Annotated in this window: 22 protein-coding genes and 4 tRNA genes; 17 read left to right on the plus strand and 9 right to left on the minus strand. The window is 67.6% G+C overall.

Annotated elements, in window-relative coordinates; translation table 11 throughout:
* Positions 1 to 48: 48 nt before the first annotated feature.
* From MKP05_RS06250 to MKP05_RS06275, 6 genes are all read left to right on the plus strand, one after another.
* Complete coding sequence (locus MKP05_RS06250) at positions 49 to 1,050, plus strand: TRAP transporter substrate-binding protein (protein WP_240567491.1); 1,002 nt, start codon at positions 49 to 51, stop codon at positions 1,048 to 1,050.
* A 60-nt stretch (positions 1,051 to 1,110) separates the two neighbouring features.
* Positions 1,111 to 1,689, plus strand: coding sequence for a TRAP transporter small permease (locus tag MKP05_RS06255; RefSeq protein WP_240567492.1), 579 nt, complete (start codon positions 1,111 to 1,113; stop codon positions 1,687 to 1,689).
* Positions 1,686 to 2,960, plus strand: a complete 1,275-nt coding sequence (locus MKP05_RS06260) for a TRAP transporter large permease (RefSeq protein ID WP_240567493.1) — start codon at positions 1,686 to 1,688, stop codon at positions 2,958 to 2,960. The genes MKP05_RS06255 and MKP05_RS06260 overlap by 4 nt, the downstream gene beginning before the upstream one ends.
* 23 nt (positions 2,961 to 2,983) lie before the next feature.
* Complete coding sequence (locus tag MKP05_RS06265) at positions 2,984 to 4,444, plus strand: aldehyde dehydrogenase family protein (RefSeq protein ID WP_240567494.1); 1,461 nt, start codon at positions 2,984 to 2,986, stop codon at positions 4,442 to 4,444.
* A 256-nt stretch (positions 4,445 to 4,700) separates the two neighbouring features.
* A complete protein-coding gene (locus MKP05_RS06270) occupies positions 4,701 to 5,591 on the plus strand; it encodes an NAD(P)-dependent oxidoreductase (protein WP_240567495.1) in 891 nt (296 codons plus the stop codon).
* A gap of 33 nt (positions 5,592 to 5,624) precedes the next feature.
* On the plus strand, positions 5,625 to 6,596 hold the full coding sequence (locus MKP05_RS06275; RefSeq protein WP_240567496.1) for a DMT family transporter: 972 nt from the start codon (positions 5,625 to 5,627) through the stop codon (positions 6,594 to 6,596).
* A gap of 21 nt (positions 6,597 to 6,617) precedes the next feature.
* On the opposite strand, the gene MKP05_RS06280 is transcribed toward MKP05_RS06275, so the two are convergent.
* The 5 genes from MKP05_RS06280 to MKP05_RS06300 all read right to left on the minus strand — a co-directional run bounded on the left by MKP05_RS06280 (position 6,618) and on the right by MKP05_RS06300 (position 11,046).
* Positions 6,618 to 6,953, minus strand: a complete 336-nt coding sequence (locus MKP05_RS06280) for a type II toxin-antitoxin system HicB family antitoxin (RefSeq protein ID WP_240567497.1) — start codon at positions 6,951 to 6,953, stop codon at positions 6,618 to 6,620.
* A complete protein-coding gene (locus MKP05_RS06285; protein ID WP_240567498.1) occupies positions 6,950 to 7,213 on the minus strand; it encodes a type II toxin-antitoxin system HicA family toxin in 264 nt (87 codons plus the stop codon). Before MKP05_RS06285 ends, MKP05_RS06280 begins: the two co-directional genes overlap by 4 nt.
* A gap of 86 nt (positions 7,214 to 7,299) precedes the next feature.
* Positions 7,300 to 8,727: an FAD-binding oxidoreductase gene (locus MKP05_RS06290; protein WP_240567499.1), complete on the minus strand. Its 1,428-nt coding sequence runs from the start codon at positions 8,725 to 8,727 to the stop codon at positions 7,300 to 7,302.
* A 250-nt stretch (positions 8,728 to 8,977) separates the two neighbouring features.
* A complete protein-coding gene (locus tag MKP05_RS06295) occupies positions 8,978 to 9,829 on the minus strand; it encodes a fumarylacetoacetate hydrolase family protein (protein ID WP_240567500.1) in 852 nt (283 codons plus the stop codon).
* A gap of 110 nt (positions 9,830 to 9,939) precedes the next feature.
* Positions 9,940 to 11,046, minus strand: a complete 1,107-nt coding sequence (locus MKP05_RS06300; protein ID WP_240567501.1) for a pyridoxal phosphate-dependent aminotransferase — start codon at positions 11,044 to 11,046, stop codon at positions 9,940 to 9,942.
* A gap of 187 nt (positions 11,047 to 11,233) precedes the next feature.
* Here MKP05_RS06300 and MKP05_RS06305 point away from each other — a divergent pair, with 187 nt between their 5' ends.
* Together MKP05_RS06305 and MKP05_RS06310 are read left to right on the plus strand one after the other, a co-directional pair.
* Positions 11,234 to 11,695, plus strand: a complete 462-nt coding sequence (locus MKP05_RS06305) for a tellurite resistance TerB family protein (protein ID WP_240567502.1) — start codon at positions 11,234 to 11,236, stop codon at positions 11,693 to 11,695.
* A 193-nt stretch (positions 11,696 to 11,888) separates the two neighbouring features.
* A complete protein-coding gene (locus MKP05_RS06310) occupies positions 11,889 to 13,133 on the plus strand; it encodes an NAD(P)/FAD-dependent oxidoreductase (protein WP_240567503.1) in 1,245 nt (414 codons plus the stop codon).
* 1 nt (position 13,134) lies between these two features.
* Here MKP05_RS06310 and MKP05_RS06315 read toward each other — a convergent pair whose 3' ends face one another.
* Positions 13,135 to 13,560, minus strand: a complete 426-nt coding sequence (locus MKP05_RS06315; protein WP_240567504.1) for a hypothetical protein — start codon at positions 13,558 to 13,560, stop codon at positions 13,135 to 13,137.
* Positions 13,561 to 13,702: 142 nt separating this feature from the next.
* Between MKP05_RS06315 and pyrC the strand changes: the two genes are divergently transcribed.
* Complete coding sequence (gene pyrC / locus MKP05_RS06320) at positions 13,703 to 14,740, plus strand: dihydroorotase (RefSeq protein WP_240567505.1); 1,038 nt, start codon at positions 13,703 to 13,705, stop codon at positions 14,738 to 14,740.
* A gap of 218 nt (positions 14,741 to 14,958) precedes the next feature.
* On the opposite strand, the gene mtnN is transcribed toward pyrC, so the two are convergent.
* The 3 genes from mtnN to folD form a co-directional block, all read right to left on the minus strand.
* Positions 14,959 to 15,705, minus strand: coding sequence for a 5'-methylthioadenosine/S-adenosylhomocysteine nucleosidase (gene mtnN, locus MKP05_RS06325; RefSeq protein WP_240567506.1), 747 nt, complete (start codon positions 15,703 to 15,705; stop codon positions 14,959 to 14,961).
* A complete protein-coding gene (locus MKP05_RS06330; protein WP_110285061.1) occupies positions 15,702 to 16,166 on the minus strand; it encodes an S-ribosylhomocysteine lyase in 465 nt (154 codons plus the stop codon). The genes mtnN and MKP05_RS06330 overlap by 4 nt, the downstream gene beginning before the upstream one ends.
* Before the next feature lie 91 nt (positions 16,167 to 16,257).
* Positions 16,258 to 17,136 carry a bifunctional methylenetetrahydrofolate dehydrogenase/methenyltetrahydrofolate cyclohydrolase FolD gene (gene folD, locus MKP05_RS06335; protein WP_240567507.1) on the minus strand — a complete coding sequence of 293 codons (879 nt, stop codon included), beginning with the start codon at positions 17,134 to 17,136 and terminating at the stop codon, positions 16,258 to 16,260.
* A 215-nt stretch (positions 17,137 to 17,351) separates the two neighbouring features.
* On the opposite strand from folD, the gene MKP05_RS06340 reads away from it, so the two are divergent.
* The 8 genes from MKP05_RS06340 (at position 17,352) to lon (ending at position 24,231) form a co-directional block, all read left to right on the plus strand.
* Positions 17,352 to 17,428 (plus strand) — tRNA-Pro (locus MKP05_RS06340).
* 68 nt (positions 17,429 to 17,496) lie between these two features.
* Positions 17,497 to 17,573: transfer RNA gene (locus MKP05_RS06345), tRNA-Arg, on the plus strand.
* Positions 17,574 to 17,614: 41 nt separating this feature from the next.
* Positions 17,615 to 17,689: transfer RNA gene (locus MKP05_RS06350), tRNA-His, on the plus strand.
* A gap of 42 nt (positions 17,690 to 17,731) precedes the next feature.
* Positions 17,732 to 17,806: transfer RNA gene (locus MKP05_RS06355), tRNA-His, on the plus strand.
* A gap of 308 nt (positions 17,807 to 18,114) precedes the next feature.
* On the plus strand, positions 18,115 to 19,491 hold the full coding sequence (gene tig, locus MKP05_RS06360; protein ID WP_240567508.1) for a trigger factor: 1,377 nt from the start codon (positions 18,115 to 18,117) through the stop codon (positions 19,489 to 19,491).
* 85 nt (positions 19,492 to 19,576) lie between these two features.
* Positions 19,577 to 20,197 (plus strand): ATP-dependent Clp endopeptidase proteolytic subunit ClpP, encoded by a 621-nt coding sequence (gene clpP, locus MKP05_RS06365; protein ID WP_110285064.1) that lies wholly within the window; start codon positions 19,577 to 19,579, stop codon positions 20,195 to 20,197.
* A gap of 119 nt (positions 20,198 to 20,316) precedes the next feature.
* A complete protein-coding gene (clpX, locus tag MKP05_RS06370) occupies positions 20,317 to 21,597 on the plus strand; it encodes an ATP-dependent Clp protease ATP-binding subunit ClpX (protein ID WP_240567509.1) in 1,281 nt (426 codons plus the stop codon).
* Positions 21,598 to 21,822: 225 nt separating this feature from the next.
* Complete coding sequence (gene lon / locus MKP05_RS06375) at positions 21,823 to 24,231, plus strand: endopeptidase La (RefSeq protein WP_240567510.1); 2,409 nt, start codon at positions 21,823 to 21,825, stop codon at positions 24,229 to 24,231.
* Positions 24,232 to 24,344: the final 113 nt, after the last annotated feature.

Below are 24,344 nucleotides of genomic sequence, written 5' to 3' on the forward strand. Positions count from 1 at the left end.
ACCCCGGGATTCTTCCCAAGCGTGTCAATGCCAACTGAGGTGACAACAATGAAAGCCACTTTTGCCCGCCGTACCCTGGCCACGGCCATCACCGGTGTCACGACCGCCGCACTCGCCATGACGGCCCTCAATGCCCAGGCCGCCACCGAGGTCACCCTCGGCCACACCCTGTCGGACAGCTCCCACTACTCGGTGGGGGCCGATGCCTTCAAGGAGACCCTGGAGCGGCTGTCCGACGGCGAGTTCATCGTCAACGAGCACCCATCCGGTTCCCTGGGCGGCGAGCGCGCCATGATCGAGGGCCTGCAGATCGGCACGGTGGACGTGGTGATCACCTCCACCGGCCCGCTGGGCAATTTCGTGCCCGAGACTTACGTGCTCGACCTGCCGTTCCTGTTCGAGGATTACGGCCAGGCGCGCTGCGTGCTCGATGGCGAGGTTGGCCAGGACCTGCTCGCCAAGATGGGCGAGCATGAGCTGGTCGGCCTGGCCTGGTCCGAGAATGGCTTTCGCCACCTGACCAACAGCCAGCGCGAGGTGAACTCCCCCGAAGATGCCAAGGGGCTGAAGGTGCGCACCATGGAGAACCAGGTGCACCAGGAGGCCTTCCGCCAGCTGGGCGCGAGTCCCACCCCGATGGCCTTCCCGGAGCTGTTCACCGCCCTGCAGCAGGGCACCGTGGATGGCCAGGAGAACCCCATCACGGTGATCGTGGCCACCAACTTCTGGGAAGTGCAGGACCACCTCTCGCTGACCGGCCACGTCTACTCGCCGGCCGCCGTGCTCGGCTCGCCGATCCTGCTGGACGGGCTGAGCGAGGAGCAACGCGAGTGGTTCAACGAGGCCGCCCGCGCCTCCGCCGAGGCCACCCGCGAGGAGGTGTCCCGCCTGGAGGAGGAGGGCATCGAGCTGCTGCGCGAGAAGGGCATGACCGTCAAGACCGACGTCGACACGGCGCCCTTCCAGCAGGCCGTCGAGCCCGCCTACGAGATCTATACCGAGCAGTACGGCAGCGAGATGCTCGACCGCATCCGCGCCAGCAGCTGCTGATCCTCCGACCCGGCACCCGGCCGCCCGGCCGGGTGCCCCACCACCACAAAGGACGTCCCGATGGTATCCCGGTTTCTCCGCCTGGAAGACCTGACGACCCGGCTGGCCATGACGATCGCCCTGGCGATGCTGGTCGTGTCGGTCTCGCTGGGCTTCTATCAGGTGCTGACCCGTTTCATCTTCAACACCCCCTCGACCTGGTCGGAGGTGCTGTCCCGCACCACCATGATCTGGTGTGTCTTCATGGGGGCGGCCGCTACCTTCCGCGGTGGCTACATGATGGCGGTCGAGCTGATCTACAAGCTGGTCCCCCGGCGTGGGCTGCTGGCCCTGGAGTTCGCCGTCGGCGCCTGCTGCCTGCTGGTGCTGGGCGTGCTGGTGGTCTACGGCGTCCAGATGACACTGCGCGTCAGCGGCCAGACCCTCTCGGCGCTGCAGGTGTCGATGTCCTGGGCCTATGCTGCGATCCCCGTGGGCAGTGCCTTCGCCATGCTGGCGGTGATGGCGCGGCTGGCCGCCCAGGCGCTGGGCCAGGAGCAACTCGGCCCCGAGAACAGTGACGTCACCCCCGATGGCGAGGCCCAGCCGATGGGGCAGGGCGACGCCGTTTTCACTGATGAGCCGGGAGGCCGCCCATGAACCTCGTCATCGGCCTCTCGCTGATCATCCTCTTCGCGGTGGGCGTGCCCATCGCCATCTCGATCATGCTGGCCTCGATCATCGGCATCGAGTTCTTCTCGCGCCTGCCGCTGCTGATGGTGCCGCAGCAGGTGTTCATCGGCATCGATCACTTCCCGCTGATGGCCATTCCCTTCTTCATCCTCGCCGGTAACCTGATGGCCGCCGGGGGCATCTCGGCGCGACTGGTGGACCTCGCCAAGTCGCTGGTCGGGGGGCTGCAGGGTGGCCTGGCGATGACCTGCGTGCTGACCTGCATGATGTTCGCCGCGGTGTCGGGCTCCAGCGTGGCCACCACCTTCGCCATCGGCGCCATCCTGATCCCGGCGATGGTCAACCACGGCTATCCGCGTCCGCTGGCCGCCTCGATCCAGGCCTCCTCGGCGGAGCTCGGCGTGCTGATCCCGCCGTCGATCCCGCTGATCCTGTTCGGGGTCAGCACCGACACCTCGATCGGCCAGCTGTTCATCGCCGGCATCGGGCCCGGGGTGCTGGTCGCCGGGGCCTTGCTGCTGTTCCTCTACCTGTTCTGCAAGGTGCGCGGCTACGGCCTGCAGGACCGTGAGGATCGGACGCAGTTTACCGTCGCCTTCCGGCGCGCCTGGGCCGCCATGCTGATGCCGGTGGTGGTGATCGGCGGCATCTACGGCGGCGTCTTCACCCCCACCGAGGCCTCGGCGGTGGCGGTCTTCTACGCCCTGGCGGTGGGCGGGCTGCTCTACCGCGAGCTGCGGCTCGTCGACCTGGGGCCGATCCTGCGCCAGAGCGTGATCTCCACCGCGGCGGTGATGCTGATCATCGCCGCGGCGGCGCTGTTCAGCTTCCTGATCAGTCGCTCCGGCCTGCCCAGGGAGATCGCCGCCTGGGTCACCGCGGTGTTCGATAGCCCCTGGGCCTTCCTGCTGGCCGTCAACGGCCTGCTGCTGGTGGTGGGGATGTTCATCGAGACGTCGGCGGCGATCCTGGTGCTGGCGCCGATCCTCACGCCCATCGCCATGCAGTTCGGTATCCAGCCGGTGCACTTCGGACTCGTGATGGTGGTCAACCTGGCCCTGGGGATGATTACGCCCCCGCTGGGCGTCAATCTCTTCGCCGCCTGCGCGGTGGCCAAGATCTCCATCGATCAGATGCTCCCCTGGCTGCTTCGCTTCGTGCTGGTGATCCTGGCCTGTCTGATGGCGATCACCTATATGCCCTGGATCTCGCTGGGGCTGGTCGACCTGCTCTACTGATGACAATGACAAGGAAAGACACTATGCAATCCCTACCCGAGATGCCGCCGAGCCAGGCACTGATCGGCGGCGAGTGGGTCGCGACCCAGGCGACCCTGGAGGTGGAGGCCCCGTCATGTGGTGAGTCCATCACCCGCATCGCCCGCTGCCGGCCCGAGGAGGTCGATGACGCCGTCGGTGCCGCCGGCCGAGCCTTTGCCGGCCGGCTCGGCGACTGGGCGAGCTGGCCCGCGCGCCGACGCAGCGAGTGGTTGCTGGCCTTCGCCACAGCCATCGAGGCCGATCACGACCGGCTCGCCGCCCTGGAGTGCGCGGACACCGGCAAGCCGATGACCCAGGCCCGCGGCGATATCGCCGCCTGCGCCCGCTATTTTCGCTTCTATGGCGGGGCGGCGGACAAGCTGCACGGCGAGACGATCCCTTTCGACAACGACTTCGCGGTGATGACCCTGCGCGAGCCCTACGGTGTCTGCGCCCAGATCATTCCCTGGAACTACCCGGCGCAGATCTTCGGCCGCTGCGTGGCGGCGGCGCTGGCGGCGGGCAATACGGTGGTGCTCAAGCCCGCCGAGGATGCCTGCCTGAGCGTGCTGCGCCTGGCCGAGCTGGCCGTTGAGCACGGCCTGCCGCCCGGCGTGCTCAACGTGGTGCCGGGCCTGGGCAGCGAGGCGGGGGCGGCGCTGGCGGCGCACCCGGGGATCCAGCATCTCTCCTTCACCGGTTCGCCCGAGACCGGCACCCGGGTCGCCCGGGCGGCGGCGGAGCACCATGTGCCGGTGACCATGGAACTGGGCGGCAAGTCGCCCCAGCTGCTGTTCGCCGATGCCGACCTGGACACGGCCCTGGAGGCGGTGGTGCGCGGCATCATCCAGAACGCCGGCCAGACCTGCTCCGCGGGTAGCCGCCTGCTGGTGCAGCGCGACTGCGCCGAAGCGGTGCTGGCGCGGCTCGCCGAGCGCTTCTCGGCGCTGCGCTGCGATGCCGGCGAGGCCGACGCCGACTGCGGCCCGCTGATCAATGCCCGCCAGAAGGCGCAGCTCGAGGCGCGGCTGGAGCGGGCCCAGGCCGACGGTATCCGGGTGGCGGCCCGGGGCCTACTGGCCGACACGGCGCCCGCCGGCGGGCACTTCGTGGTGCCGCGGGTGCTGGCCGATATCCCCGCCGGCCACGAGGTGCTGCATGAGGAGCTGTTCGGCCCGGTGCTGGCGGTGCAGGTCTTCGCCGACGAGGCCGAGGCCCTGGCGCTGGCCAATGCCACCGACTTCGGCCTGTGTGCCGGGGTCTGGACCCGTGACGGCGGGCGGCAGCTGCGCCTGGCCAAGGGCATCCGCAGTGGCCAGGTGTTCGTCAACAACTACGGCGCCGCCGGTGGCATCGAGCTGCCCTTCGGCGGGGTCGGCCGTTCCGGTCACGGCCGCGAGAAGGGCTTCGAGGGGCTGAGAGGCTATACCCGTATCAAGACGGTGGCGATCCGCCATGGCTGAGCTAAGGAAACCCTGATTTATTGCCGCGCTCGATATCCTGGCCGCCGGCGGTGCTCAGTATCCTCATTTAACATCGCGTAAACTCCGGTTCTTGCGCTCCGGCGGCGACCAGCCTCTCTTCGCTTTCGCTCGCGACATAAATCAGCGCTTCCCTAAAAGTGGCGGCGCTCGGCCGAGGAGGCGCCTGATTCCTTCCGGTGCTGGAGTGCCGGGACTCGTCTATTTATACCGTTATCTTGTCTAGTGGAGGTCAATGATGAACCCTGCCAATGAGCGGAGCCGCCGTGTCGGCATGATCGGCGTGGGCCTGATGGGCCACGGTATCGCTCGCAACATCCTGGGTGCCGGCCACCGTCTCTGTTTCCTGGACCACCCCGGCAACCAGCCGGTGGAGGACCTGCTGGCCGCCGGTGCCGTGTCGAAGGCCTCGGGGCGCGAGGTGGCCGAGGATGCCGAGGTGATCATCCTCTGCGTGACCGGCTCGCCCCAGGTCGAGGCGGTGCTGTTCGAGCCCGGCGGCGTGCTGGAGGGGCTGGGCGAGGGCGGCGTGGTGATCGACTGCTCCACGGCGCTGCCCAGCTCGACCGAACGGGTGGCGGCCCGGGTACAGGAGGCCGGGGGGCGCTTTATGGATGCGGCCATGACCCGCACCCCGAAGGAGGCGGCCGAGGGGCGACTGAACCTGATCGTGGGGGCGCCGGAGGCGCTCTTCGCCGAGCTGCGCCCGCTGCTCGAGAGCTTCGCCGAACACATCACCCACGCCGGGGCGGTGGGCGCCGGGCATACCCTGAAGCTGCTGCACAACTATGTGTCGCTGGGTTTCTCGGCGGTGCTGGCCGAGGCGGCGGTGGCCTCGCGGCGCGCCGGCATCGACGACGGCGCCCTGCTGGACGTGCTGGGCAAGGGGGGCGGCGCTGGCGTGGTGTTCGAGCGGCTGCGCCCCTTCATCGAGGCCGGCGACCCCTCCGGCTTCCGCTTCAGCGTGGCCAATGCCAGCAAGGACATCGGCTACTATCATGCCATGACCGACGAGCTCGGCGTGGCGCGCGGCGTGGCCAGCGCCGTGCGCGACCTCTACGCGGGCATCGAGGACCAGGCGCTGGCGGTGCCCGAGATCATCCGCGTGCTGGAGCGGGGGGATCGCTGAGGCGGTGCCGCCCGCCGACCCGGGGAGGACCCTTTGAACGCATTCCGGGCGCTCTCGTACCGACAGCAGGGGCTGCTGCTGACCGGCGGCGGGGCCTTGATCATGTCGCCCGATGCCCTGCTGATCAAGGTGGTGGGGCTGCCCGACGCCGAGATCCTGATGTGGCGTGGCCTGCTCTCGGCGCTGGGATTCCTGCTGATCGTGGTGGCGCGGCATGGCCAGGGCACCTGGCATGCCTACCGGCGCTGCGGCTGGACCGGCATCGCGGTGTCGCTGCTGTTCGGCCTGACCACCTGCGGCTTCGTGCTGGGCAATCAGTACACCAAGGGCGGCAACGTGCTGATGATCCTGGCCGGCTCGCCGCTGATCGCCGCGGCGCTGTCGCGGGTCTTCCTCAAGGAGCGCCTGCCGCGGCGGACCTGGCTGGCCATCGGGGCGTGCATGGTCGGCATCTCGCTGATCGTGGTCGACGACGCCGGCGTCGGCTCCTGGGTGGGCAACGGCTTCGCGCTGATGGCCGCCACCACCCTGGCGATCAACTTCACCCTCTGCCGCACCCGGCCGGGGATCGACATGAGCCCCATGCTGACCTTCTCGGGGTTGATCGTCGCGGTGGGGGGCGGGCTGGTGGTGACCTCGACCACCGGCCTTTCGCTGCCGCCGCCCGACCGCCTGCTGCTGGTGGTGCTGCTCTGCCTGTTCATCGTGCCGGCCGGGGTGACCCTGCTCCAGCGCGGGCCGCTCTATCTGCCGGCGGCGGAGGTCGGCCTGCTGCTGTTGCTGGAGGTGGTGGTGGGCACGCTCTGGGTCTGGTGGCTGCTGGGCGAGCGGCCGGCGCCGCTGGCCTTCGTCGGCGGCGGCCTGGTGTTGGGCACCCTGGTGGCCAAGGGCCTCTACGAGCGCCGGCTGGAGACCCGGCTCCGTCCGCCCGAGGTGGCGGCCCGGGAGGGGGCGGCCGCGGAGGAGGGCCGTTCTCGCGCCGCCCTGGAGCGCCCCGGGCGGTGAGGCGCCAGCATCTGCTCCCTCTCAGGCCGAAAGCTCGTGTTCGATCGCGTGGGCGACGAACTGGTTGAGGCTTTCCCCTCTTGCCATGGCCGCATCCACGGCACTTTCGTGGAGTTCAGGAGGCAGGCGGACCTGAAACTTGCCGGAATAGGACTTGCGGGGCTCGATACCTCGTTCTCGACAGGTTTCCAGGAAAACCCGAAGTGAGGCTTCTCCTTCCTGGCGTAGAGCGGCCACGCTATCGGCGTAGAAATCCGCTCCACCATTGAGGCCAGTGAACTCACCACGAAACATTTCGATGTCGGGGTCGTATTGAATCACGGCACGGTGGCCATCGATGATCATGATATTGTTCATGGTGTTTCTCCATTCTCTTCCAACCACTTGCGGATGCTGGCAACAGCTCCTTTATCCGTATCTGGCGACGGATGCGGCCGGTGAAAGACACGAACCTCACCAAACAGTACGACCGCTATTCGCGAGCCTTCACGCTCTTCGACTTCCGCACCAAGCGCCTTGAACATGGCTTCGATATCGCTCCATGGAATCGACCCTGGTGTCGGACGGCTGAAGATAGCCGCAAGCGTTTTGGCATGCTTTCGTTTCATGGATTTCATGATACTGCTTATTGGTACTATTCGACAATCGCCAGACCCCCGCAGGCGGCGGCCGCCAGCGCCGGAAGACGTTTTCCCGGCGGTCCTCAGCGGGGCGGCAGGATGCGCCCGGGATTCATCAGCCCCTCGGGGTCGAACAGTGCCTTGATGCCCTCGGCGAGCTCGTGCTCCACCGGGGAGAGGCGGGCCAGGTAGGCGGCCTGCTTGGTGCGGCCGATGCCGTGCTCGGCGCTGATGCTGCCGTCGAAGTCGTCGAGTACGGCGAAGATGCGTTCCTCCAGGTCATGCAGGTGGTCGCGCTTGTCGGCCTCGGCCATCTCGGCGGGTGGCAGGACGTTGAAGTGCAGGTTGCCGTCGCCCACATGGCCGTAGGCGATGATCTCGGCGTGGGGCGAGGCGGCCGTGACCGCCCGGCCGGCGGCCTCGACGAAGGCGGGGATCGCCGAGATCGGCACCGAGATGTCGGTGCGCAGGTGTTCGCCGCGGCGACGCTGGCCCTCGAGCATGCTCTCGCGGAACTGCCACAGCTGCTGCGCCTGGGCCTCGCTGGCGGCCAGCACGCCGTCGAGGATCAGGCCGCCCTCCAGGCCCCTCTCCACCAGCTGCTCGACCATGGCGTCGAGATCCACCGGGCCGGTGGCGTCCACCTCCATCAGCACGTACCAGGGGTGGGCGGCGTCCATGGGGTCGCGCAGCGACGGCGTGGCCTCCATGGCCAGCTCGATGCAGCGTCGCGGGATCAGCTCGAAGGCGGTGAGCAGGTCGCTGCAGCCGCGCCGGGCCAGGCCGTAGAGGGCGACCACCGCCTCCACCGACGGCAGGCCGAGCAGGGCGGTGCGCGACTGCTCGGGACGGGGGCAGAGCCTGAGCACCGCGCCGGTCACGATGCCCAGGGTGCCCTCGCTGCCGAGCAGCAGCTGGTCCAGGGCGTAGCCGCGGTTGTCCTTGTGCAGGGCGTGGAGGCCGTTCCAGATCCGGCCGTCGGGCAGTACCACCTCGAGGCCGAGCACCAGCTGGCGCATCATGCCGTGGCGCAGCACATTGAGCCCGCCGGCGTTGGTGGCGATATTGCCGCCGATCTGGCAGCTGCCCTGGGCACCGAGCGAGAGGGGGAAGTCGCAGTCGTGCTCGGCGGCGGCCTGCTTGACGGTGTCGAGCACGCAGCCGGCGTCCACGCTCATGGTGAAATTGACCGGGTCGATCTCGCGGATGCGGTTCAGGCGTTCGAGGCTGATCACCAGCTCGCCGCCGTCGGCCTCGGGCAGGGCGCCGGCTACCAGGCCGGTGTGGCCGCCCTGGGGCACCATGCGGATGCCGTGCCGCCGGCACAGGGTTACCACCTCGGCGACTTCCTCGGTGGAGGCGGGGCGCGCCACGGCCAGCGGCATGCCCAGTCGGTCGCCGGCCCAGTCACTGATATAGCGGGCCATGGCGTCGGGGTCGCGCAGAAGGCCACGCTTGCCGAGCAGGCCAGCCAGGTCATCGAGAAAGGCGGTGGTGTCGTGTGAGGCCATCAGGTTTCCTCCTGCCAGGCGGCTCCCTCGGGGTAGCGGTGCCGCGCCGGCGGCCGGGGTGCATGGTGATGCTGGCGATATAGTCGAACAGTGACACAGGCTGCGCCTACTCGCACAGTCCCACGCCGCCGGCAGGCGCCCCGGCGGTGGCCGCCAACGGGGCAGACGACCGCCCAGCAGCGCCGCTGCGCGCCGCCATCGCCCCACAGAGCGTGGCTTGTATGTTGGAAGTGACCAGACAAGGTACGGCTCAGCCGGGCTCGTCGGCGACCACCGACTGGCACTGCTCGCCCAACCCCTCGATGCCCAGGCGCATGCGCTGGCCGGGCTTGAGATAGACCGGCGGCTGCTGGCCCATGCCCACGCCGGGCGGGGTGCCGGTGGAGATGACGTCTCCCGGCTGCAGGCTCATGAAGCGGCTCAGGTAGCTGATCAGGAAGGGGATGCGGAAGACCATGGTGCGGCTGCTGCCGTCCTGGTAGCGGTGGCCGTCGACCTCGAGCCACATGGCCAGCTGGTGCGGGTCGGCGACCTCGTCGGGCGTGACCAGCCAGGGACCCAGGGGGCCGAAGGTGTCGCAGCCCTTGCCCTTGTCCCAGGTGCCGCTGCGCTCGAGCTGGTACTCCCGCTCGGAGACGTCGTTGACCACGCAGTAGCCGGCCACGTGGTCCATGGCCTCGGCCTCGTCGATGTGGCGTCCGGCCTTGCCGATCACCACGCCGAGCTCGACTTCCCAGTCGGTCTTCCGCGAGCCGCGGGGAAGGATCACGTCGTCGTCGGGGCCGCAGATGGCGCTGGTCCACTTGTTGAAGACCACCGGTTCGGCGGGCACCTCGGCGCCGGTCTCGGCGGCGTGGTCGGAGTAGTTCAGCCCGATGCCGATGAACTTGCCGACCCGGCCGACGCAGGGGCCGAGCCGCGTGTCGGCGGCTACCGCGGGCAGCCGGTTCGGGTCGAGCCCGGCCAGCACCGTCAGGCGATCGCGGCCGAGGTGGGGGCCGTCGATATCGGGGACATGGGCCGAGAGGTCGCGGATCACGCCGTCGGCGTCGAGCAGTCCGGGTTTCTCGTGGCCCTTGGGGCCGAAGCGCAGCAGTTTCATGGCGTAGGTTCCTTGGGATTGTCTGGGGTCTGGTCCGCGGCGGCACTCAACTGAGCCAGCCGCCGTCGATGACCTGCACCGTACCGCAGAAACGGGGAAGGAGCAGGGGGTCAGCGCGTCTCGAGGGCCTTCTCGAGGATCGCCAGCCGGCCGGGGACCAGGGCATCCTCGACGGCGGTGATGCGCAGCACATGCCCCAGCGCCGGGTCGGCAGGCCGGGCGATCAGGCGTCCGGCATCGAGCAGCTCGCCATGGATGCGTCCGGCGAGTTCGGCATCGGGCAGCCGCAGGCCGATGAAGTTGGTGGCGCTGGGCAGGACGTCGGCGCCCAGGGCGCGGAAGTGCGCCGCCAGACGCTCGCGGCGTTCGAGCACGGCGGCGACATGGGCCCGGCTCTCCTCGGGGTGGTCGAGCACCACCTCGGCGGCGGCCTGGGAGAGCGTCGAGACCGCATAGTGGATGCGCACCTTCATCATCACCGCCAGCGTCTCCGGCTCGGCGATGGCGTAGCCGACGCGCAGGCCGGCGAGGCCATGGGCCTTGGAGAGGGTGCGCAGGCGAATCACGCCGGGGAGCACCTCGCGGGCGAAGGGGCTCTCGGCGTCGTCGCGGAAGTCATGGTAGGCCTCGTCGAGCAGCAGCCAGCAGTCGTCGGGCAGCTCGGCGCGCAGGTCACGCACGGCGTCGTCGCCGTGCAGGTGCCCGCTGGGGTTGTCGGGGTTGGCCAGGTAGACGAGCCGGGCGTCGTGCGCGTGGGCGGCACGCGCCAGGGCCTCGAGGTTCGGGGCGAGGCGGCCCGGCCCCTCGTCGTAGGGCACTTCCACCAGGCGGCAGCCCTGGCCGCGGGCGAAGTAGCCGAAGGTGGGGTAGGTGCCGGCGGTGCCGACCACGCTCAGGCCGGGCTCGGCCACGGCGCGCAGGGCCAGGGCGATCAGGCTGTCGGCCCCGGCATCGACCAGCAGCGCCTCGAGGGGGATGTGCTGCTGGTCGGCCAGGCGCTGGCGAATGCCCAGGGCCTCGGCGTCGCCGTAACTGTAGACATGGGCAGCCATGGCATCGCCGAAGTGGGCGCGCAGGGCGCGGTGGGGCATGTCGAGCCCCTCGTTGGAGCCCAGCTGGTGGGGAATCTCGCGGCCCAGGCGACGCTCGAGCACACGCACCCCCGGGAAGGGGTTGGTCGGGCCGTCGCCTAGCAGATGGTCGGGGTAGCGGGGCATGAGGTCTCCGGTCGCTGAACGTCGAATGGCCAAGGGTTACTTTCGCATAGTGGCGATGGAAGGGTGAACGGTGAAGTATCCTGTGGGGTCAGACCCCAAAGTTCGCTGAGGGGTCTGACCCCAACACTTACGTGAACGCCCGCGACCGCCACGGGTCAGAGCAGCATGATCTTGCAGGGAGCCCGATATGCTCGAGAGTATCCAGCGTTTCTTCCAGCAGGCCCTGGCCGAACCCGACACCGCCGGCGGTCCGGCCCCCACCCTGGAATTGGCCACGGCGGCGCTGCTCTTCGAGGTGGCGCGGGCCGACTACCATCTCGACGACAGCGAGCTGGCCCTGCTGCGTCGGCAGTTGCAGCAGCGCTTTGCACTGGAAGATGCGGCCCTCGACGAGTTGATGTCCCTGGCCAGGGAGGAGGCCGAGCAGGCCGTCGATCACTACCAGTTCGTCAGCCTCGTCAAGCAGCACTACGGCTATGAGCAGCGCTGTGAGCTGGTCCGCACGATGTGGATGCTGTCGCTGGCCGATGGCGAGTCGCATTCGCTTGAGGAGCACCGCATTCGCCGCCTGGCCGACCTGCTGCACGTCAGTCATTCCGATTTCATTCGTACCAAGCTCCAGGTCCAGAATGCCGCCGACCATCGTTGATGCCATGGCCGGTGTGGGCTTGGCTGCGCCGAGGTGCGCGGCGCCGCGCCGGGTAGCCCGTCGGAGGTAACGCTGATCTACGGCGAAACCCGGCCTCGATCATGGGTCGAATCCGACAGGCTGCTAGAATGGCGGCTCGGCTCCGACACGCTCCGGCTGTCGGAGTGCTTGTCTGGATACCTGGAGAAGTGGCATGTCTCGCGAGACCATCGTACTGGGAGCCGGCATGGTCGGTGTTTCCATCGCCTGGCACCTGGTTCGCCGCGGCCGGTCGGTGCTGCTGGTGGACCGTCACCCGCCGGGGCGGGAAACCTCGTTCGGTAACGGTGGTTTGATTCAGCGCGAGGCGGTACGCCCCTATCCCTTCCCGCGCGACCTGCGCAAGCTGCTTTCCGTGCTGCCCAATCGCCGCGTCGACATCCGCTACAGCCTGCGCGGCATACTGGCATCGGCAGGACCGCTGTTCAGCTACTGGCGCCATTCCGCTCCGCCTCGCCATGCGCGCATCATTCCCGAGTACGCCTCGTTGATTGCCCTGTCGACCCAGGAGCACGAGCCGATGATCGAGGCGGCCGGTGCCGGCGAACTGGTGCGCAAGGAGGGCTGGCTGGAGGTGTATCGCACCCGCGCGGGCCTGGAGGCCCGGGCGGAGGAGGCGCGCGATGCGGCCGAGCGCTTTGGTGTTACCTACGACCTGATGGATGCCGCGGAGCTGCAGCGCCGTGAGCCCCGACTGGCCGAGGGGCCGGAAGGGGGCATTCACTGGACCAATGCCTGGGGAGTGGCCGACCCCGGGGGGCTCGTCGCCGCCTATGCGGCGGACGTCGAGCGAGCGGGGGGGCAATTCCTCGAGGCCGGCATCCGGGGCGTGAGCCAGACCCGCCAGGGCTGGCGGGTGGATACCGAGGCGGGTGCCCACGAGGCGCAGGATGTCGTGGTGGCGCTCGGCCCCTGGGCCGGTGACTGGCTGACATCGCTGGGCTATCGGCTGCCGACCTTCGTCAAGCGCGGCTATCACATGCATTACGACGCCCGTGACGGGCAGTGGTTGCGCCATTGGCTGCTGGATGCCGAAGAGGGCTATATCCTGGCTCCCATGCGCGCGGGCATCCGCCTGACCACCGGGGCCGAGCTCGAGCGCCTGGATGCCCCGCCACGCCATGGTCAGCTGGATGCCGCCGAGCGGGTGGCCCGCCGGCTCTATCCTGCCCTGGGAAAACGCCTCGACGACGAGCCCTGGAAGGGGGCGCGGCCCTGTCTGTCGGACATGAAACCAGTGATCGGCCCGGCACCGCGCCATGATGGCCTGTGGTTCGCCTTCGGCCACGGCCACCAGGGGTTCACCCTGGGTCCGGTCACTGGGCGCCTGTTGGCCGAGATGATGGAAGGGGAGCCGCCCGTGGTGGACATGACGCCCTTTCGTGCCGACCGTTTCTGAATCAGGCGCGGCCCTGTCGGCGGGCGTTGAAGCGGTGGATGAGCCACTTGCCCAGCAGGGTCAGCACGAAGACGCCCCAGCCGGAGGTGGCGAGCACGTTGAACAGCAGCATCTTCTGGGCGCCGCCGAGCGGGGTGAACAGGGCCTCGATGACGATGGCGATGAGGAAGGCCAGGGTGAGCGGCAGGGCGAGGATGTGCATCCACATCTCGGTACGCCGCTTGCGCACGTGGTAGCGACCCAGCAGGACCCGGATGGGGCGGTGCACGAAGCTCACCAGGATCATGCTGCCGAGCGCCAGCACCGCGGCCAGGGTGGGCTCGAGGCTGCCGATCCGGGCGGAGGCGCTGACCGACCAGAACACTGCCAGCCACATGAGCCCGGCCAGAGTGGCGACCAGGTCGGCGTAGTGACGCACCTTCGGCATGTTGTCTCCCTCGATGGATCTGCCGGCATGATACGGCAATTTTCCCGGTGGTGAAGGGGCATCGCAACCCGTGGCGCCCGGCCGCTGCCCCTTGCGGTATACTGGCGCGACCGACGATCCAATTGCCGATACAGGACGCGCCGTGACTTCGATCTCCCTGACCCGCCCCGACGACTGGCACCTGCACCTGCGCGACGGCGAGGCACTCGCCGCGGTGGTGGCCGCCACCGCCCGTCAGATGGGGCGTGCCATCATCATGCCCAACCTCAAGCCGCCGGTGACCAGCACCGAGCAGGCCCGGGCGTACCGCGACCGGATCCTCGCGGCCCTGCCCGAGGGCAGCCGCTTCGAGCCGCTGATGACGCTCTACCTCACCGACAACACGCCGGCCGAGGAGATCGAGCGGGCCGCGGCCAGCGGCCTCGTGCAGGCGGTGAAGCTCTATCCCGCCGGGGCCACCACCAATTCCGACTCCGGCGTCACCGACCTGGCCCACTGCGACGCGGCCGTTGCCGCCATGGCGCGCCTGGGCATGCCGCTGCTGGTGCATGGCGAGGTGACCAGCGCCGAGATCGACATCTTCGATCGCGAGGCGGTGTTCATCGAGCGGGTCATGAAGCCGCTGCTCGACCGCCACCCCGACCTCAAGGTGGTGTTCGAGCATATCACCACGGCCGATGCCGCCGAGTTCGTCGCCGCGTCCCCGGCCAATGTGGGGGCCACCATCACCGCCCACCACCTGCTGTTCAACCGCAACCACATGCTGGTGGGGGGCATTCGCCCGCACTACTACTGCCTGCCGATCCTCAAGCGCGAACGCCATCGCGAGGCGCTGCTGGCGGCGGCCACCTCGGGGAACCCCAAGTTCTTCCTCGGCACCGACAGCGCCCCCCATGCCCGAGGCGACAAGGAGAGTGCCTGCGGCTGTGCCGGTGCCTATACCGCCCCGGCGGCCATCGAGCTCTACGCCACCGCCTTCGAGCAGGCCGGTGCCCTGGAGCGTCTCGAGGGCTTCGCCAGCCACTTCGGCCCGGACTTCTACGGCGTGGCGCGCAACGCCGACCGCGTCACCCTGGTGCGCGAGCCCTGGACCCTGCCCGAATCGCTGCCCTACGCCGGCGACCAGCGCATCGTGCCGCTGATGGCCGGCGAGACCCTGGAGTGGAAGCTGCGCGACTGAGCTGCTGGTGGCTTACCAGCGCTGGGAGGCCCTATGGGGTCAGACCCCGGCCGAGTTACCAGGCCTGTCACCATGCACTTGGCGAGCGGAGTCGACACCGCCGGGGTCTGACCCCATAGGGGCGGCCTCGGCGCATTTTCGGCGAACGTGCTGCCATCGTCGGGATATTCGCGGGGAGGCCCGGGTCTGATCCCGGAGGGCCTCCCACTGCCTATGCCCTATACCTGGTCGGCGACCGGCTGCGGGCTCGCCTGGGCAACCGGGCTGGCCAGGCGCGCGACCATCGCTTCGACCATGCGGGCCGAGTGATCGGCGGCCTTTTCCAGGAACTGCTCGAAGGAGAGGTGGTTGTCGCCGCCGCCGGCGATGTCGGAGAGCGAGCGGATCACCACGAAGGGGCAGCCATAGAGGTGGCAGGTCTGGGCGATGGCCGCGGCCTCCATCTCGGCGGCGAGCATGGTGGGAAAGCGCGAGCGGGTCCTCGAGACCTGGTCGGGGCAGGCCATGAAAACATCACCGGTGGCGATCAACCCCTCGACCACGCGCACCTCGCCGAGGGACTCGACGCACTCCCGTGCGACCGTCACCAGGCGGTCGTCCGGCAGGTAGGCGGCGGGCATCCGGGGCACCTGCCCGTGCTCGTAGCCGAACACCACGGCGTCGACGTCGTGGTGGCGTACCTCGCTGGAGACCACGATATCGCCGATCTCGAGGCCTTCCCCGAAGCCACCGGCCGAGCCGGTATTGATGATCGCCTCGGGCCGGTAGAGATCGAGCAGCAGGGTGGTGCCGACGGCGGCGTTCACCTTGCCGATACCGGATTGCAGGATCACCACTTCGACCCCGCGGAGGTGTCCCTGGTGGAAGGTGCAGCCGACATGGGAGCGGGTACGCCGGTCTTCCAGCAGGGAGGCGAGGTGCTCGACCTCCTGGGCCATGGCGCCGATGATGCCGATCCGTTTCATGCGAAGACGTCCGTCCACTCGTGGCGCTTGTCGAGGAAGCCCTGCGCGATGGCCTTGGCGCCTTCCAGGCTGTGGCTGGCGGCCCAGCCGCACTGCATCTCGTTGCAGGCCGGCACCTCGTCGGCGACCAGCACGTCCTCGAGGGTCTTCTGCAGCAGGGTCAGCACGTCGTCGTAGTCGTCGTGGTTGATCAGCGCCACGTAGAAGCCGGTCTGGCAGCCCATGGGGCTGATGTCGACGATGCGATCGGAATGGTTGCGCGACAGCTCCGCCATGAGGTGCTCCAGGGAGTGCAGCGCTGGCATCTCCATGTGCTCCCGGTTGGGCTGGCAGATCCGCATGTCGTACTTGTGGATACGGTCGCCGTTCAGGCCGGTCTTGATGTCGGCCAGGCGGACATAGGGGGCCTTCACCTTGGTGTGATCCAGGTTGAAGCTTTCCACGTTCATCTTGTCGCTCATCGATGGCCTCGCGTTCCGGTGGGTGGACGTCTCGGGAAAGTGGGGTGCGCATTCTAGCCGACTGCGCGCCGCTGTGCATGTGCCGGCCGGCTCAGGCGGGCTGGTGGCCGGCCGCCATGGCGTCGTGCAGTTCCGCCGCGACCAGGGTGTTCTCGAGCAGCGAGGCCACGGTCATGGGACCGACGCCGCCGGGCACCGGGGTGATCCAGCTGGCGCGCTCGGCCGCTGGCTCGAACTCCACGTCGCCCACCAGGCGGCCGTCCTCCTCGCGGTTGATGCCCACATCGATGACGATGGCGCCGTCCCTCACCCATTCGCCCTTGACCAGCCCCGGCCGGCCCACCGCCACCACCAGCAGCTCGGCGCGCCGGACATGCTCCTCGAGGTGGCGGGTGAAGCGGTGGCAGACGGTGGTGGTGCAGCCGGCGAGCATCAGCTCCAGCGCCATGGGGCGACCGACGATGTTGGAGGCGCCCACCACGGTGGCGTCCAGGCCGCGGACCTTGAGGCCACTCTCCTGCAGCAGGGTTATCACTCCCTTGGGGGTGCAGGGGCGCAGCATCGGCAGGCGCTGGGCCAGGCGCCCCAGGTTGTAGGGGTGGAAGCCGTCGACATCCTTGTGGGGAAGGATGCGCTCGAGGATCGGCCGGGCATCCAGGTGTTCGGGCAGCGGCAGCTGGACCAGGATGCCGTCGATCCGCGGGTCGGCGTTGAGGCGGTCGACCAGGGCCTCGAGCTCCTGCTGGGAGGTCGTGGCCGGCAGCTGGTGGCGGAAGGACTCGATACCCGCCTCCACGCAGGCGTTTTGCTTGTTGCGCACGTAGACGGCGGAGGCGGGGTCCTCGCCCACCAGCACCACGGCCAGGCCCGGGGTACGAGCACCGGCGTCGTGGCGCACCTGCACCTGGCGGGCGACCTGCTGGCGGACTCGGGCGGCAATGGCCTTGCCATCGATCAGTTGGGCTGTCATCGAACTTCCCCTGGTGGTGAATGGTGGGCGGCGCGGACAACTGCTGCGATGTCCGCGTGAGCAGAAGGCAGCCGATTTTCGCATGACAGGACGCCGAGGCAAAGCGTCGAGGCCCGGCGTGACGCCGTTTGCACTTGACCCCGGGGGAAAGTTCCGTAGAATACGCAGCGCTTGGCGAGGCCCCTGCGGCGGCGCCAGGGCCGCCTGATCACCGGCGGGGTGTAGCGCAGTCTGGTAGCGCGCCTGCTTTGGGAGCAGGATGTCGGGGGTTCGAATCCCTCCACCCCGACCACAACTTGTTGATTGAATTGCTTTATTTTTCATTCAGAGGTTGCGGTCATGTGGCCTGGAACGTAGAATGCGCCTATAGCTCAACCGGATAGAGCAACGGCCTTCTAAGCCGTAGGTTGCAGGTTCGAGTCCTGCTGGGCGCGCCACCTGCGGTGGCGGCGAGTCTCGGTCGAGCAGTGTCGAAATGGTGGATGTAGCTCAGTGGTAGAGCCCCGGATTGTGGCTCCGGTGGTCGTGGGTTCGATCCCCATCATCCACCCCATTCCGACGCGGGCAGTTGTCGTATCCGGCAATCAAGGCAGTGGTGGATGTAGCTCAGTGGTAGAGCCCCGGATTGTGGCTCCGGTGGTCGTGGGTTCGATCCCCATCATCCACCCCACCCCTTGACAGGTCCCGGTTCCTCGTCTTTTCTGTATCATATCCGATCGTCTTTTTTTCTGGTTCATCCGCGTACGGGCTGCCCTTCGGCACTCCGGCTTTTCTGTTTGCTGTCCTTTGGCCCCTTCGAGTCGCCGCCGGTGGCGCCATTTCGCCCCGATCTTTTTCGCCGGTATGCCTTGCAATGCGCCCCCGTGCCCCCATTTGCCGGGTATGGTGCTTGCCAGTACCGGGCGGGATTCTTAGAATCTCCCCCTTGACCCTATTCACGCTTTCATCAGAACGCCCCCAGTCGGTAGAGGACAATTCATGCAAGTTTCCGTCGATACGACCTCCCAGATCGAACGCCGCATCACCGTGCAGGTGCCGGCCGCCGAGGTCGACGAGGCCGTCGCCGCCCGTCTCAAGGACGCCGCCAAGAACGTTCGCATGGACGGCTTCCGCAAGGGCAAGGTGCCGATGTCGGTGATTCGTCAGCGCTACGGCCACGACGTGCGCAACGAGGTGGTGGGCGAGGTGATGCGCGAGCGCTATGTGCGTGCCATCACCGAGGAGAACCTCAACCCTGCCGGCTTCCCGCAGATCGAAGCTACCGTCAACGAATCGGGCAAGGATCTGGAATTCACCGCCACTCTGGAGGTCTACCCAGAGATAGAGCTGGCTTCCATCGAGGGTACCGAAGTCGAGCGTCCGGTGGTCGAGGTGACCGAGGCGGATGTCGACGAGATGGTCGAGACCCTGCGCAAGCAGAACGCCGCCTGGGAAGCGGTGGAGCGTGCCGCCGAGGATGGCGACCAGGTGACCATCGACTTCCAGGGCTTCCTGGGCGACGAGCCCTTCGAGGGCGGCAGCGCCGAAGGGCATAGCCTGGTGCTGGGGTCCGGCAGCTTCATTCCCGGTTTCGAGGAGCAGCTGGTCGGCGCCAGCGCCGGTGAGGAGAAGGAACTCAAGGTCACCTTCCCCGAGGACTACCAGGCCGAGAACCTGGCGGGCCAGGAAGCGACCTTCAAGGTCAAGGTGCACCAGGTCAGTGCCCAGACCCTGCCGGAGGTGGATGCCGAGTTCGTCAAGAAGTTCGGTGTCGAGGACGGCGACCTGGAGAAGTTCCGCGCCGAGGTCACCAGCAACATGACCCGCGAGGCGAGCCAGGCGGTGGAAAACCGCGTCAAGCAGCAGGTGCTCGAGGCGCTCAAGCAGGCCAACGACGTCCCGGTGCCCCAGTCGCTGGTGCAGCAGGAGACCGACGGCCTCAAGCGCCAGGCGGCCCAGCAGTTCGGCCTGGGCGAGGACTTCGACGTCTCCCAGCTGCCCGATGAGCTGTTCGCCGAGCAGGCGAAGAGCCGCGTGCAGGTCGGCCTGTTGCTGGCCGAGGTGATCAAGTCCCACGAGCTCGACGCCTCCGACGACGAGATCAAGGCCAAGGTCGAGGAGCTGGCCGAGCAGTACCAGGAGCCGGAGCAGGTGGTCGAGTACTATCTCGGCAACGATCAGCTCAAGACCCAGGTCAAGTCCGCTATCCTCGAAGAGAAGGCCGTCGACCAGCTGCTCGAGCAGGCCACCGTCAAGGATGTGGAGATGAGCTACCAGGAGGTGCTGGCCGCTGCCCAGCAGGCCGAGAGCGACGAGGCCGAAGAGAGCGAGGCAACCGAGGAAGCCGAGGAGAACGGCGAGGAGAGCAAGGCCTGATCACCCTCTCCCCGGGCTTCTTCCCCGCCGGCGCCGCCGGCGGGACGTTACGCTTCCATTCATCGGATGCAAGGACATCACACAAATGAGCAACGAGTTCGATATCCGCAACACCGGCGGCCTGGTACCGATGGTGGTCGAGCAGAGCGCGCGCGGCGAGCGGGCCTATGACATCTATTCCCGCCTGCTCAAGGAGCGTGTGATCTTCCTGGTGGGTCCGGTGGAAGATTACATGGCCAACCTGATCGTGGCGCAGCTGCTGTTCCTGGAGTCCGAGAACCCGGACAAGGACATCCACCTCTACATCAACTCCCCGGGCGGGGGCGTCACCGCCGGCATGTCGATCTACGACACCATGCAGTTCGTCAAGCCCGACGTCTCCACCGTGTGCATCGGTCAGGCGGCGAGCATGGGCGCGCTGCTGCTGGCCGGGGGGGCGGCGGGCAAGCGGTTCTGCCTGCCCAACTCGCGGATGATGATCCACCAGCCGCTGGGCGGCTACCAGGGCCAGGCCTCGGACATCGAGATCCATACCCGCGAGATCCTCGGTATCCGCGACAGGCTCAACCAGATCCTGGCGCACCACACCGGCCAGGACTTCGAGACCATCGCCCGGGATACCGACCGCGACAACTTCATGGACGGCGGCCAGGCCGCCGAGTATGGCCTGATCGATGCCGTGCTGGATAAGCGGCCGACATCCTGATAGCGTGAAACCTATCCACGCACGCTCGATTCACGCGCGATTGACATGATTCCCGGCGGCCACTGGCCGCCGTCGAGAACACGGCGGCAGCTGGCCGCCGAAGCGAGAGAGGTACGCGAATGGCCGACGGCAAAGGCAAGGACGAAGGCGGCAAGCTGCTCTACTGCTCGTTCTGCGGCAAGAACCAGAACGAGGTGCGCAAGCTGATTGCCGGCCCGTCCGTCTATATCTGCGATGAGTGTGTCGACCTGTGCAACGACATCATTCGCGAGGAGGTTCTCGATGCCGATGCCGAGAGCGACGAGGAGCGTCTGCCGGTTCCCCGCGAGATTCGTCACACCCTCGATGATTACGTGATCGGCCAGGACCGCGCCAAGATGGTGCTGTCCGTGGCGGTCTACAACCACTACAAGCGCCTGCGCTCCGACGTGAAGGGCGACGACGTGGAGCTCGGCAAGTCGAACATCCTGCTGATCGGCCCCACCGGCAGCGGCAAGACCCTGCTGGCCGAGACCCTGGCGCGGCTGCTCAACGTGCCCTTCACCATCGCCGATGCCACCACCCTCACCGAGGCGGGCTATGTCGGCGAGGATGTCGAGAACATCATCCAGAAGCTGCTGCAGAAGTGCGACTACGATGTGGAGAAGGCCCAGCGCGGCATCGTCTACATCGACGAGATCGACAAGATCTCGCGCAAGTCGGACAACCCCTCCATCACCCGCGACGTCTCGGGCGAGGGGGTGCAGCAGGCGCTGCTCAAGCTGATCGAGGGCACCACCGCCTCGGTGCCTCCCCAGGGAGGGCGCAAGCACCCGCAGCAGGAGTTCCTGCAGGTCGACACCGGCAACATCCTGTTCATCGTCGGCGGTGCCTTCGCCGGGCTGGACAAGGTGATCCGCGATCGCGCCGAGAAGGGCGGCATCGGCTTCAACGCCACCGTCAAGAGCAAGGACGAGGCCAAGGGCGTCGGGGCCCTGCTGGCCGACGTGGAGCCCGAGGACCTGGTCAAGTTCGGCCTGATCCCCGAGTTTGTCGGTCGCCTGCCGGTCATCGCGACCCTCACCGAGCTCACCGAGGATGCCCTGATCCAGATCCTCACCGAGCCCAAGAACTCGCTGATCAAGCAGTACGCCAGGCTGTTCGAGATGGAGGGGGTCGAGCTGGAGTTCCGCGACGATGCCCTGCGTGCGGTGGCCGGCAAGGCCATGGCGCGCAAGACCGGTGCCCGCGGCCTGCGCTCGATCCTCGAGTCGGTGCTGCTCGACACCATGTACGAGATCCCCTCGCTGGAGGGGGTGAGCAAGGTGGTGATCGATGCCTCGGTGATCGCCGACGAGAGCGAGCCGCTGCTGATCTACTCGCAGCAGGAAGAGCCGCGCAGCGACGGTACCGGCGGTTAGGCCCGGGCCTGCCCAGCGGCCTGATGCGGGAGCGAATTCATCCGTGACGTGCCGAGCGGGGCGCCCTTGTCGGCGCCTTCCCGGCACCTCTGGTGATGGATTGGCTCCCGTTTCCTTTTTCCGGCGCCCGGGCGCAAGACGCCTTGCAAAGCCGTTCCGTCGCCCCCACTCCCCAAGTATCCGAAGAGTTCGTATCCACCCGATTTCGTTTGAGGAACGTCTGCGATGCAGCAGAACGCCGAACAGACCCTGAGTCTGCCCCTTTTGCCGCTGCGGGACGTGGTCGTCTACCCGCAGATGGTCATTCCGTTGTTCGTCGGCCGGGAGAAGTCGATCCTGGCCCTCGAGGCGGCCATGGCCGCCGACAAGCGTGTCCTTCTGGTCGCCCAGCGCGAGGCCAGCAAGGACGATCCGGACGGGGAGGATCTGTTCTCCATCGGCACCGTGGCCGAGATCATGCAACTGCTCAAGCTGCCCGACGGGACCGTCAAGGTGCTGATCGAAGGGACGTCGCGTGCCGATGTCGGCGAGATCGTCGTGGTCGACGACGGCTACAGCCGGGCCGAAGTGACGCTGCGCGAGAGTGAACCGCTCACCGCCCGGGAGCAGGAGGCCCTGGTGCGCGTGCTGCTCAACCAGTTCGAGCAGTACGTCAAGATGTCCCGGAAGGTGCCCAACGAGGTGCTCAACTCGCTCTCCGGCATCGAGGACCCGAGTCGCCTGGTCGACACCATCTGCGCCCATCTGTCGCTGAAGATCGACGACAAGCAGCAGCTGCTGGAGATGGATCGGGTGCGCGATCGCATCGAGCACCTGATGGCGCTGATCGAGTCCGAGATCGACCTGCTGCAGGTCGAGAAGCGCATCCGCTCGCGGGTCAAGGACCAGATGGAGAAGTCCCAGCGCGAGTACTACCTCAACGAGCAGATGAAGGCCATCCAGAAGGAGATGGGCGAGCTCGAGAACATGCCCAACGAGGCCGACAAGTACGAGCAGGCGATCAAGGAGTCCGGCATGCCCAAGGAGGCGGCCGACAAGGCGAACCAGGAACTCGGCAAGCTGAGGATGATGTCGCCGTCCTCGGCCGAGGCCACGGTGGTGCGCTCCTATCTCGACTGGCTGGTGTCGGTGCCGTGGAAGAAGCGCACCCGGGTCAGGCACGACCTGGTCCATGCCCAGCAGGTGCTCGACGAGGACCACTACGGCCTCGACGAGGTCAAGGCGCGGATCCTCGAGTACCTTGCCGTGCACAAGCGGGTCAAGAAGCTCAAGGGCCCGGTGCTCTGCCTGGTGGGGCCGCCGGGGGTCGGCAAGACGTCGCTGGGGCAGTCCATCGCCCGGGCCACCAACCGCAAGTACGTGCGCCTGGCGCTCGGCGGGGTGCGCGACGAGTCCGAGATCCGCGGCCACCGCCGCACCTATATCGGCTCGCTGCCCGGCAAGCTGATCCAGCGCATGGCCAGGGCCGGCGTCAAGAACCCGCTGTTCCTGCTCGACGAGGTCGACAAGATCGGCATGGACCATCGTGGCGACCCGGCCTCGGCGCTGCTCGAGGTGCTCGATCCGGAGCAGAACAATACCTTCAGCGACCACTACCTGGAGCTGGACTACGACCTGTCCGAGACCCTGTTCATCTGCACCGCCAACTCGATGAACATTCCCGGGCCGCTGCTCGACCGCATGGAGGTGATCCGGCTGCCGGGTTACACCGAGGACGAGAAGCTGGCCATCGCCCGGCGCTACCTGGTGCCCAAGCAGCTCAAGGCCAACGGCCTCAAGGACGAGGAGCTGGCCTTCTCCGACGAGGCGCTGCTCGAGCTGATCCGTTACTACAGCCGCGAGGCCGGGGTGCGCGAGCTCGAGCGGCAGATCGCCAAGGTGTGCCGCAAGGTGCTGCGCGAGCGTCTCGAGCGCGAGGCGAAGGAGGGCGCCCAGGCCCCGGTGGTGCTGGCGGCGGCGGATATCGAGCCCTACGCCGGGGTGCGCCGCTACAGCTATGGCCTGGCCGACCAGGAGGACCAGGTGGGGCGCGTGACCGGCCTGGCCTGGACCTCGGTGGGCGGCGAGCTGCTCAGCATCGAGTCGGTGGTCACCCCCGGCAAGGGCCGCATCAACAAGACCGGCTCGCTGGGCGATGTCATGAAGGAGTCGGTGAGCGCGGCCCATACCGTGGTGCGGGCCCGGGCCCTGGCGCTCGGCATCGACCCGGAGCGCTTCGAGAAGGAGGACCTGCACATTCACGTGCCCGAGGGCGCCACGCCCAAGGACGGGCCCAGTGCCGGCATCGCCATGGTCACGGCCATGATCTCGGCCTACACCGTGCGCCCGGTTCGCTGCGACGTGGCCATGACCGGCGAGGTCAACCTGCGCGGCGAGGTGCTGCCGATCGGCGGCCTGAAGGAGAAATTGCTGGCCGCGCGGCGCGGTGGTATAAAGATCGTGCTTGTGCCCGAAGAGAATCGCCGGGATCTCAAGGAGGTGCCGGACAATATCAAGGAAGCACTCGACATCAGGCCTGTTCGCTGGATCGACGAGGTCATGGAGGTGGCGCTGGTAGAGAAGCCGGATGCAGCAAGCGAGGAATCGCGGCCAGATGACGCAGCCTCTTCACACTCGATGATCAGCACGCATTAACGATAAAAAGTCCATCATGTCGGCGTGAAAAGCCCGACATGATGGGGTTTGGCGCGCGAGGTTGCTTGACAGGTGTTTCATCGCATTGCTATAAATTGCGCCATGCTTTGATC

Origin of the sequence: Halomonas flagellata (genome assembly GCF_022487945.1) — a bacterium.
Taxonomy (GTDB): Bacteria; Pseudomonadota; Gammaproteobacteria; order Pseudomonadales; family Halomonadaceae; genus Halomonas; species Halomonas flagellata.

What these genes read in the sequence shown, in the direction of transcription:
- MKP05_RS06250 (WP_240567491.1), top strand. Translation starts at nt 49, where the DNA reads ATGAAAGCCACTTTTGCCCGCCGTACCCTGGCCACGGCCATCACCGGT.
- MKP05_RS06270 (WP_240567495.1), top strand. Translation starts at nt 4,701, where the DNA reads ATGAACCCTGCCAATGAGCGGAGCCGCCGTGTCGGCATGATCGGCGTG.
- clpP (WP_110285064.1), top strand. Translation starts at nt 19,577, where the DNA reads ATGAGCAACGAGTTCGATATCCGCAACACCGGCGGCCTGGTACCGATG.
- MKP05_RS06330 (WP_110285061.1), bottom strand. Translation starts at nt 16,166, where the DNA reads ATGAGCGACAAGATGAACGTGGAAAGCTTCAACCTGGATCACACCAAG.
- MKP05_RS06290 (WP_240567499.1), bottom strand. Translation starts at nt 8,727, where the DNA reads ATGGCCTCACACGACACCACCGCCTTTCTCGATGACCTGGCTGGCCTG.
- tig (WP_240567508.1), top strand. Translation starts at nt 18,115, where the DNA reads ATGCAAGTTTCCGTCGATACGACCTCCCAGATCGAACGCCGCATCACC.
- folD (WP_240567507.1), bottom strand. Translation starts at nt 17,136, where the DNA reads ATGACAGCCCAACTGATCGATGGCAAGGCCATTGCCGCCCGAGTCCGC.
- lon (WP_240567510.1), top strand. Translation starts at nt 21,823, where the DNA reads ATGCAGCAGAACGCCGAACAGACCCTGAGTCTGCCCCTTTTGCCGCTG.
- MKP05_RS06300 (WP_240567501.1), bottom strand. Translation starts at nt 11,046, where the DNA reads ATGCCCCGCTACCCCGACCATCTGCTAGGCGACGGCCCGACCAACCCC.
- mtnN (WP_240567506.1), bottom strand. Translation starts at nt 15,705, where the DNA reads ATGAAACGGATCGGCATCATCGGCGCCATGGCCCAGGAGGTCGAGCAC.
- MKP05_RS06310 (WP_240567503.1), top strand. Translation starts at nt 11,889, where the DNA reads ATGTCTCGCGAGACCATCGTACTGGGAGCCGGCATGGTCGGTGTTTCC.
- MKP05_RS06265 (WP_240567494.1), top strand. Translation starts at nt 2,984, where the DNA reads ATGCAATCCCTACCCGAGATGCCGCCGAGCCAGGCACTGATCGGCGGC.
- MKP05_RS06285 (WP_240567498.1), bottom strand. Translation starts at nt 7,213, where the DNA reads ATGAAATCCATGAAACGAAAGCATGCCAAAACGCTTGCGGCTATCTTC.
- MKP05_RS06315 (WP_240567504.1), bottom strand. Translation starts at nt 13,560, where the DNA reads ATGCCGAAGGTGCGTCACTACGCCGACCTGGTCGCCACTCTGGCCGGG.
- MKP05_RS06280 (WP_240567497.1), bottom strand. Translation starts at nt 6,953, where the DNA reads ATGAACAATATCATGATCATCGATGGCCACCGTGCCGTGATTCAATAC.
- MKP05_RS06260 (WP_240567493.1), top strand. Translation starts at nt 1,686, where the DNA reads ATGAACCTCGTCATCGGCCTCTCGCTGATCATCCTCTTCGCGGTGGGC.
- MKP05_RS06295 (WP_240567500.1), bottom strand. Translation starts at nt 9,829, where the DNA reads ATGAAACTGCTGCGCTTCGGCCCCAAGGGCCACGAGAAACCCGGACTG.
- clpX (WP_240567509.1), top strand. Translation starts at nt 20,317, where the DNA reads ATGGCCGACGGCAAAGGCAAGGACGAAGGCGGCAAGCTGCTCTACTGC.
- MKP05_RS06255 (WP_240567492.1), top strand. Translation starts at nt 1,111, where the DNA reads ATGGTATCCCGGTTTCTCCGCCTGGAAGACCTGACGACCCGGCTGGCC.
- MKP05_RS06305 (WP_240567502.1), top strand. Translation starts at nt 11,234, where the DNA reads ATGCTCGAGAGTATCCAGCGTTTCTTCCAGCAGGCCCTGGCCGAACCC.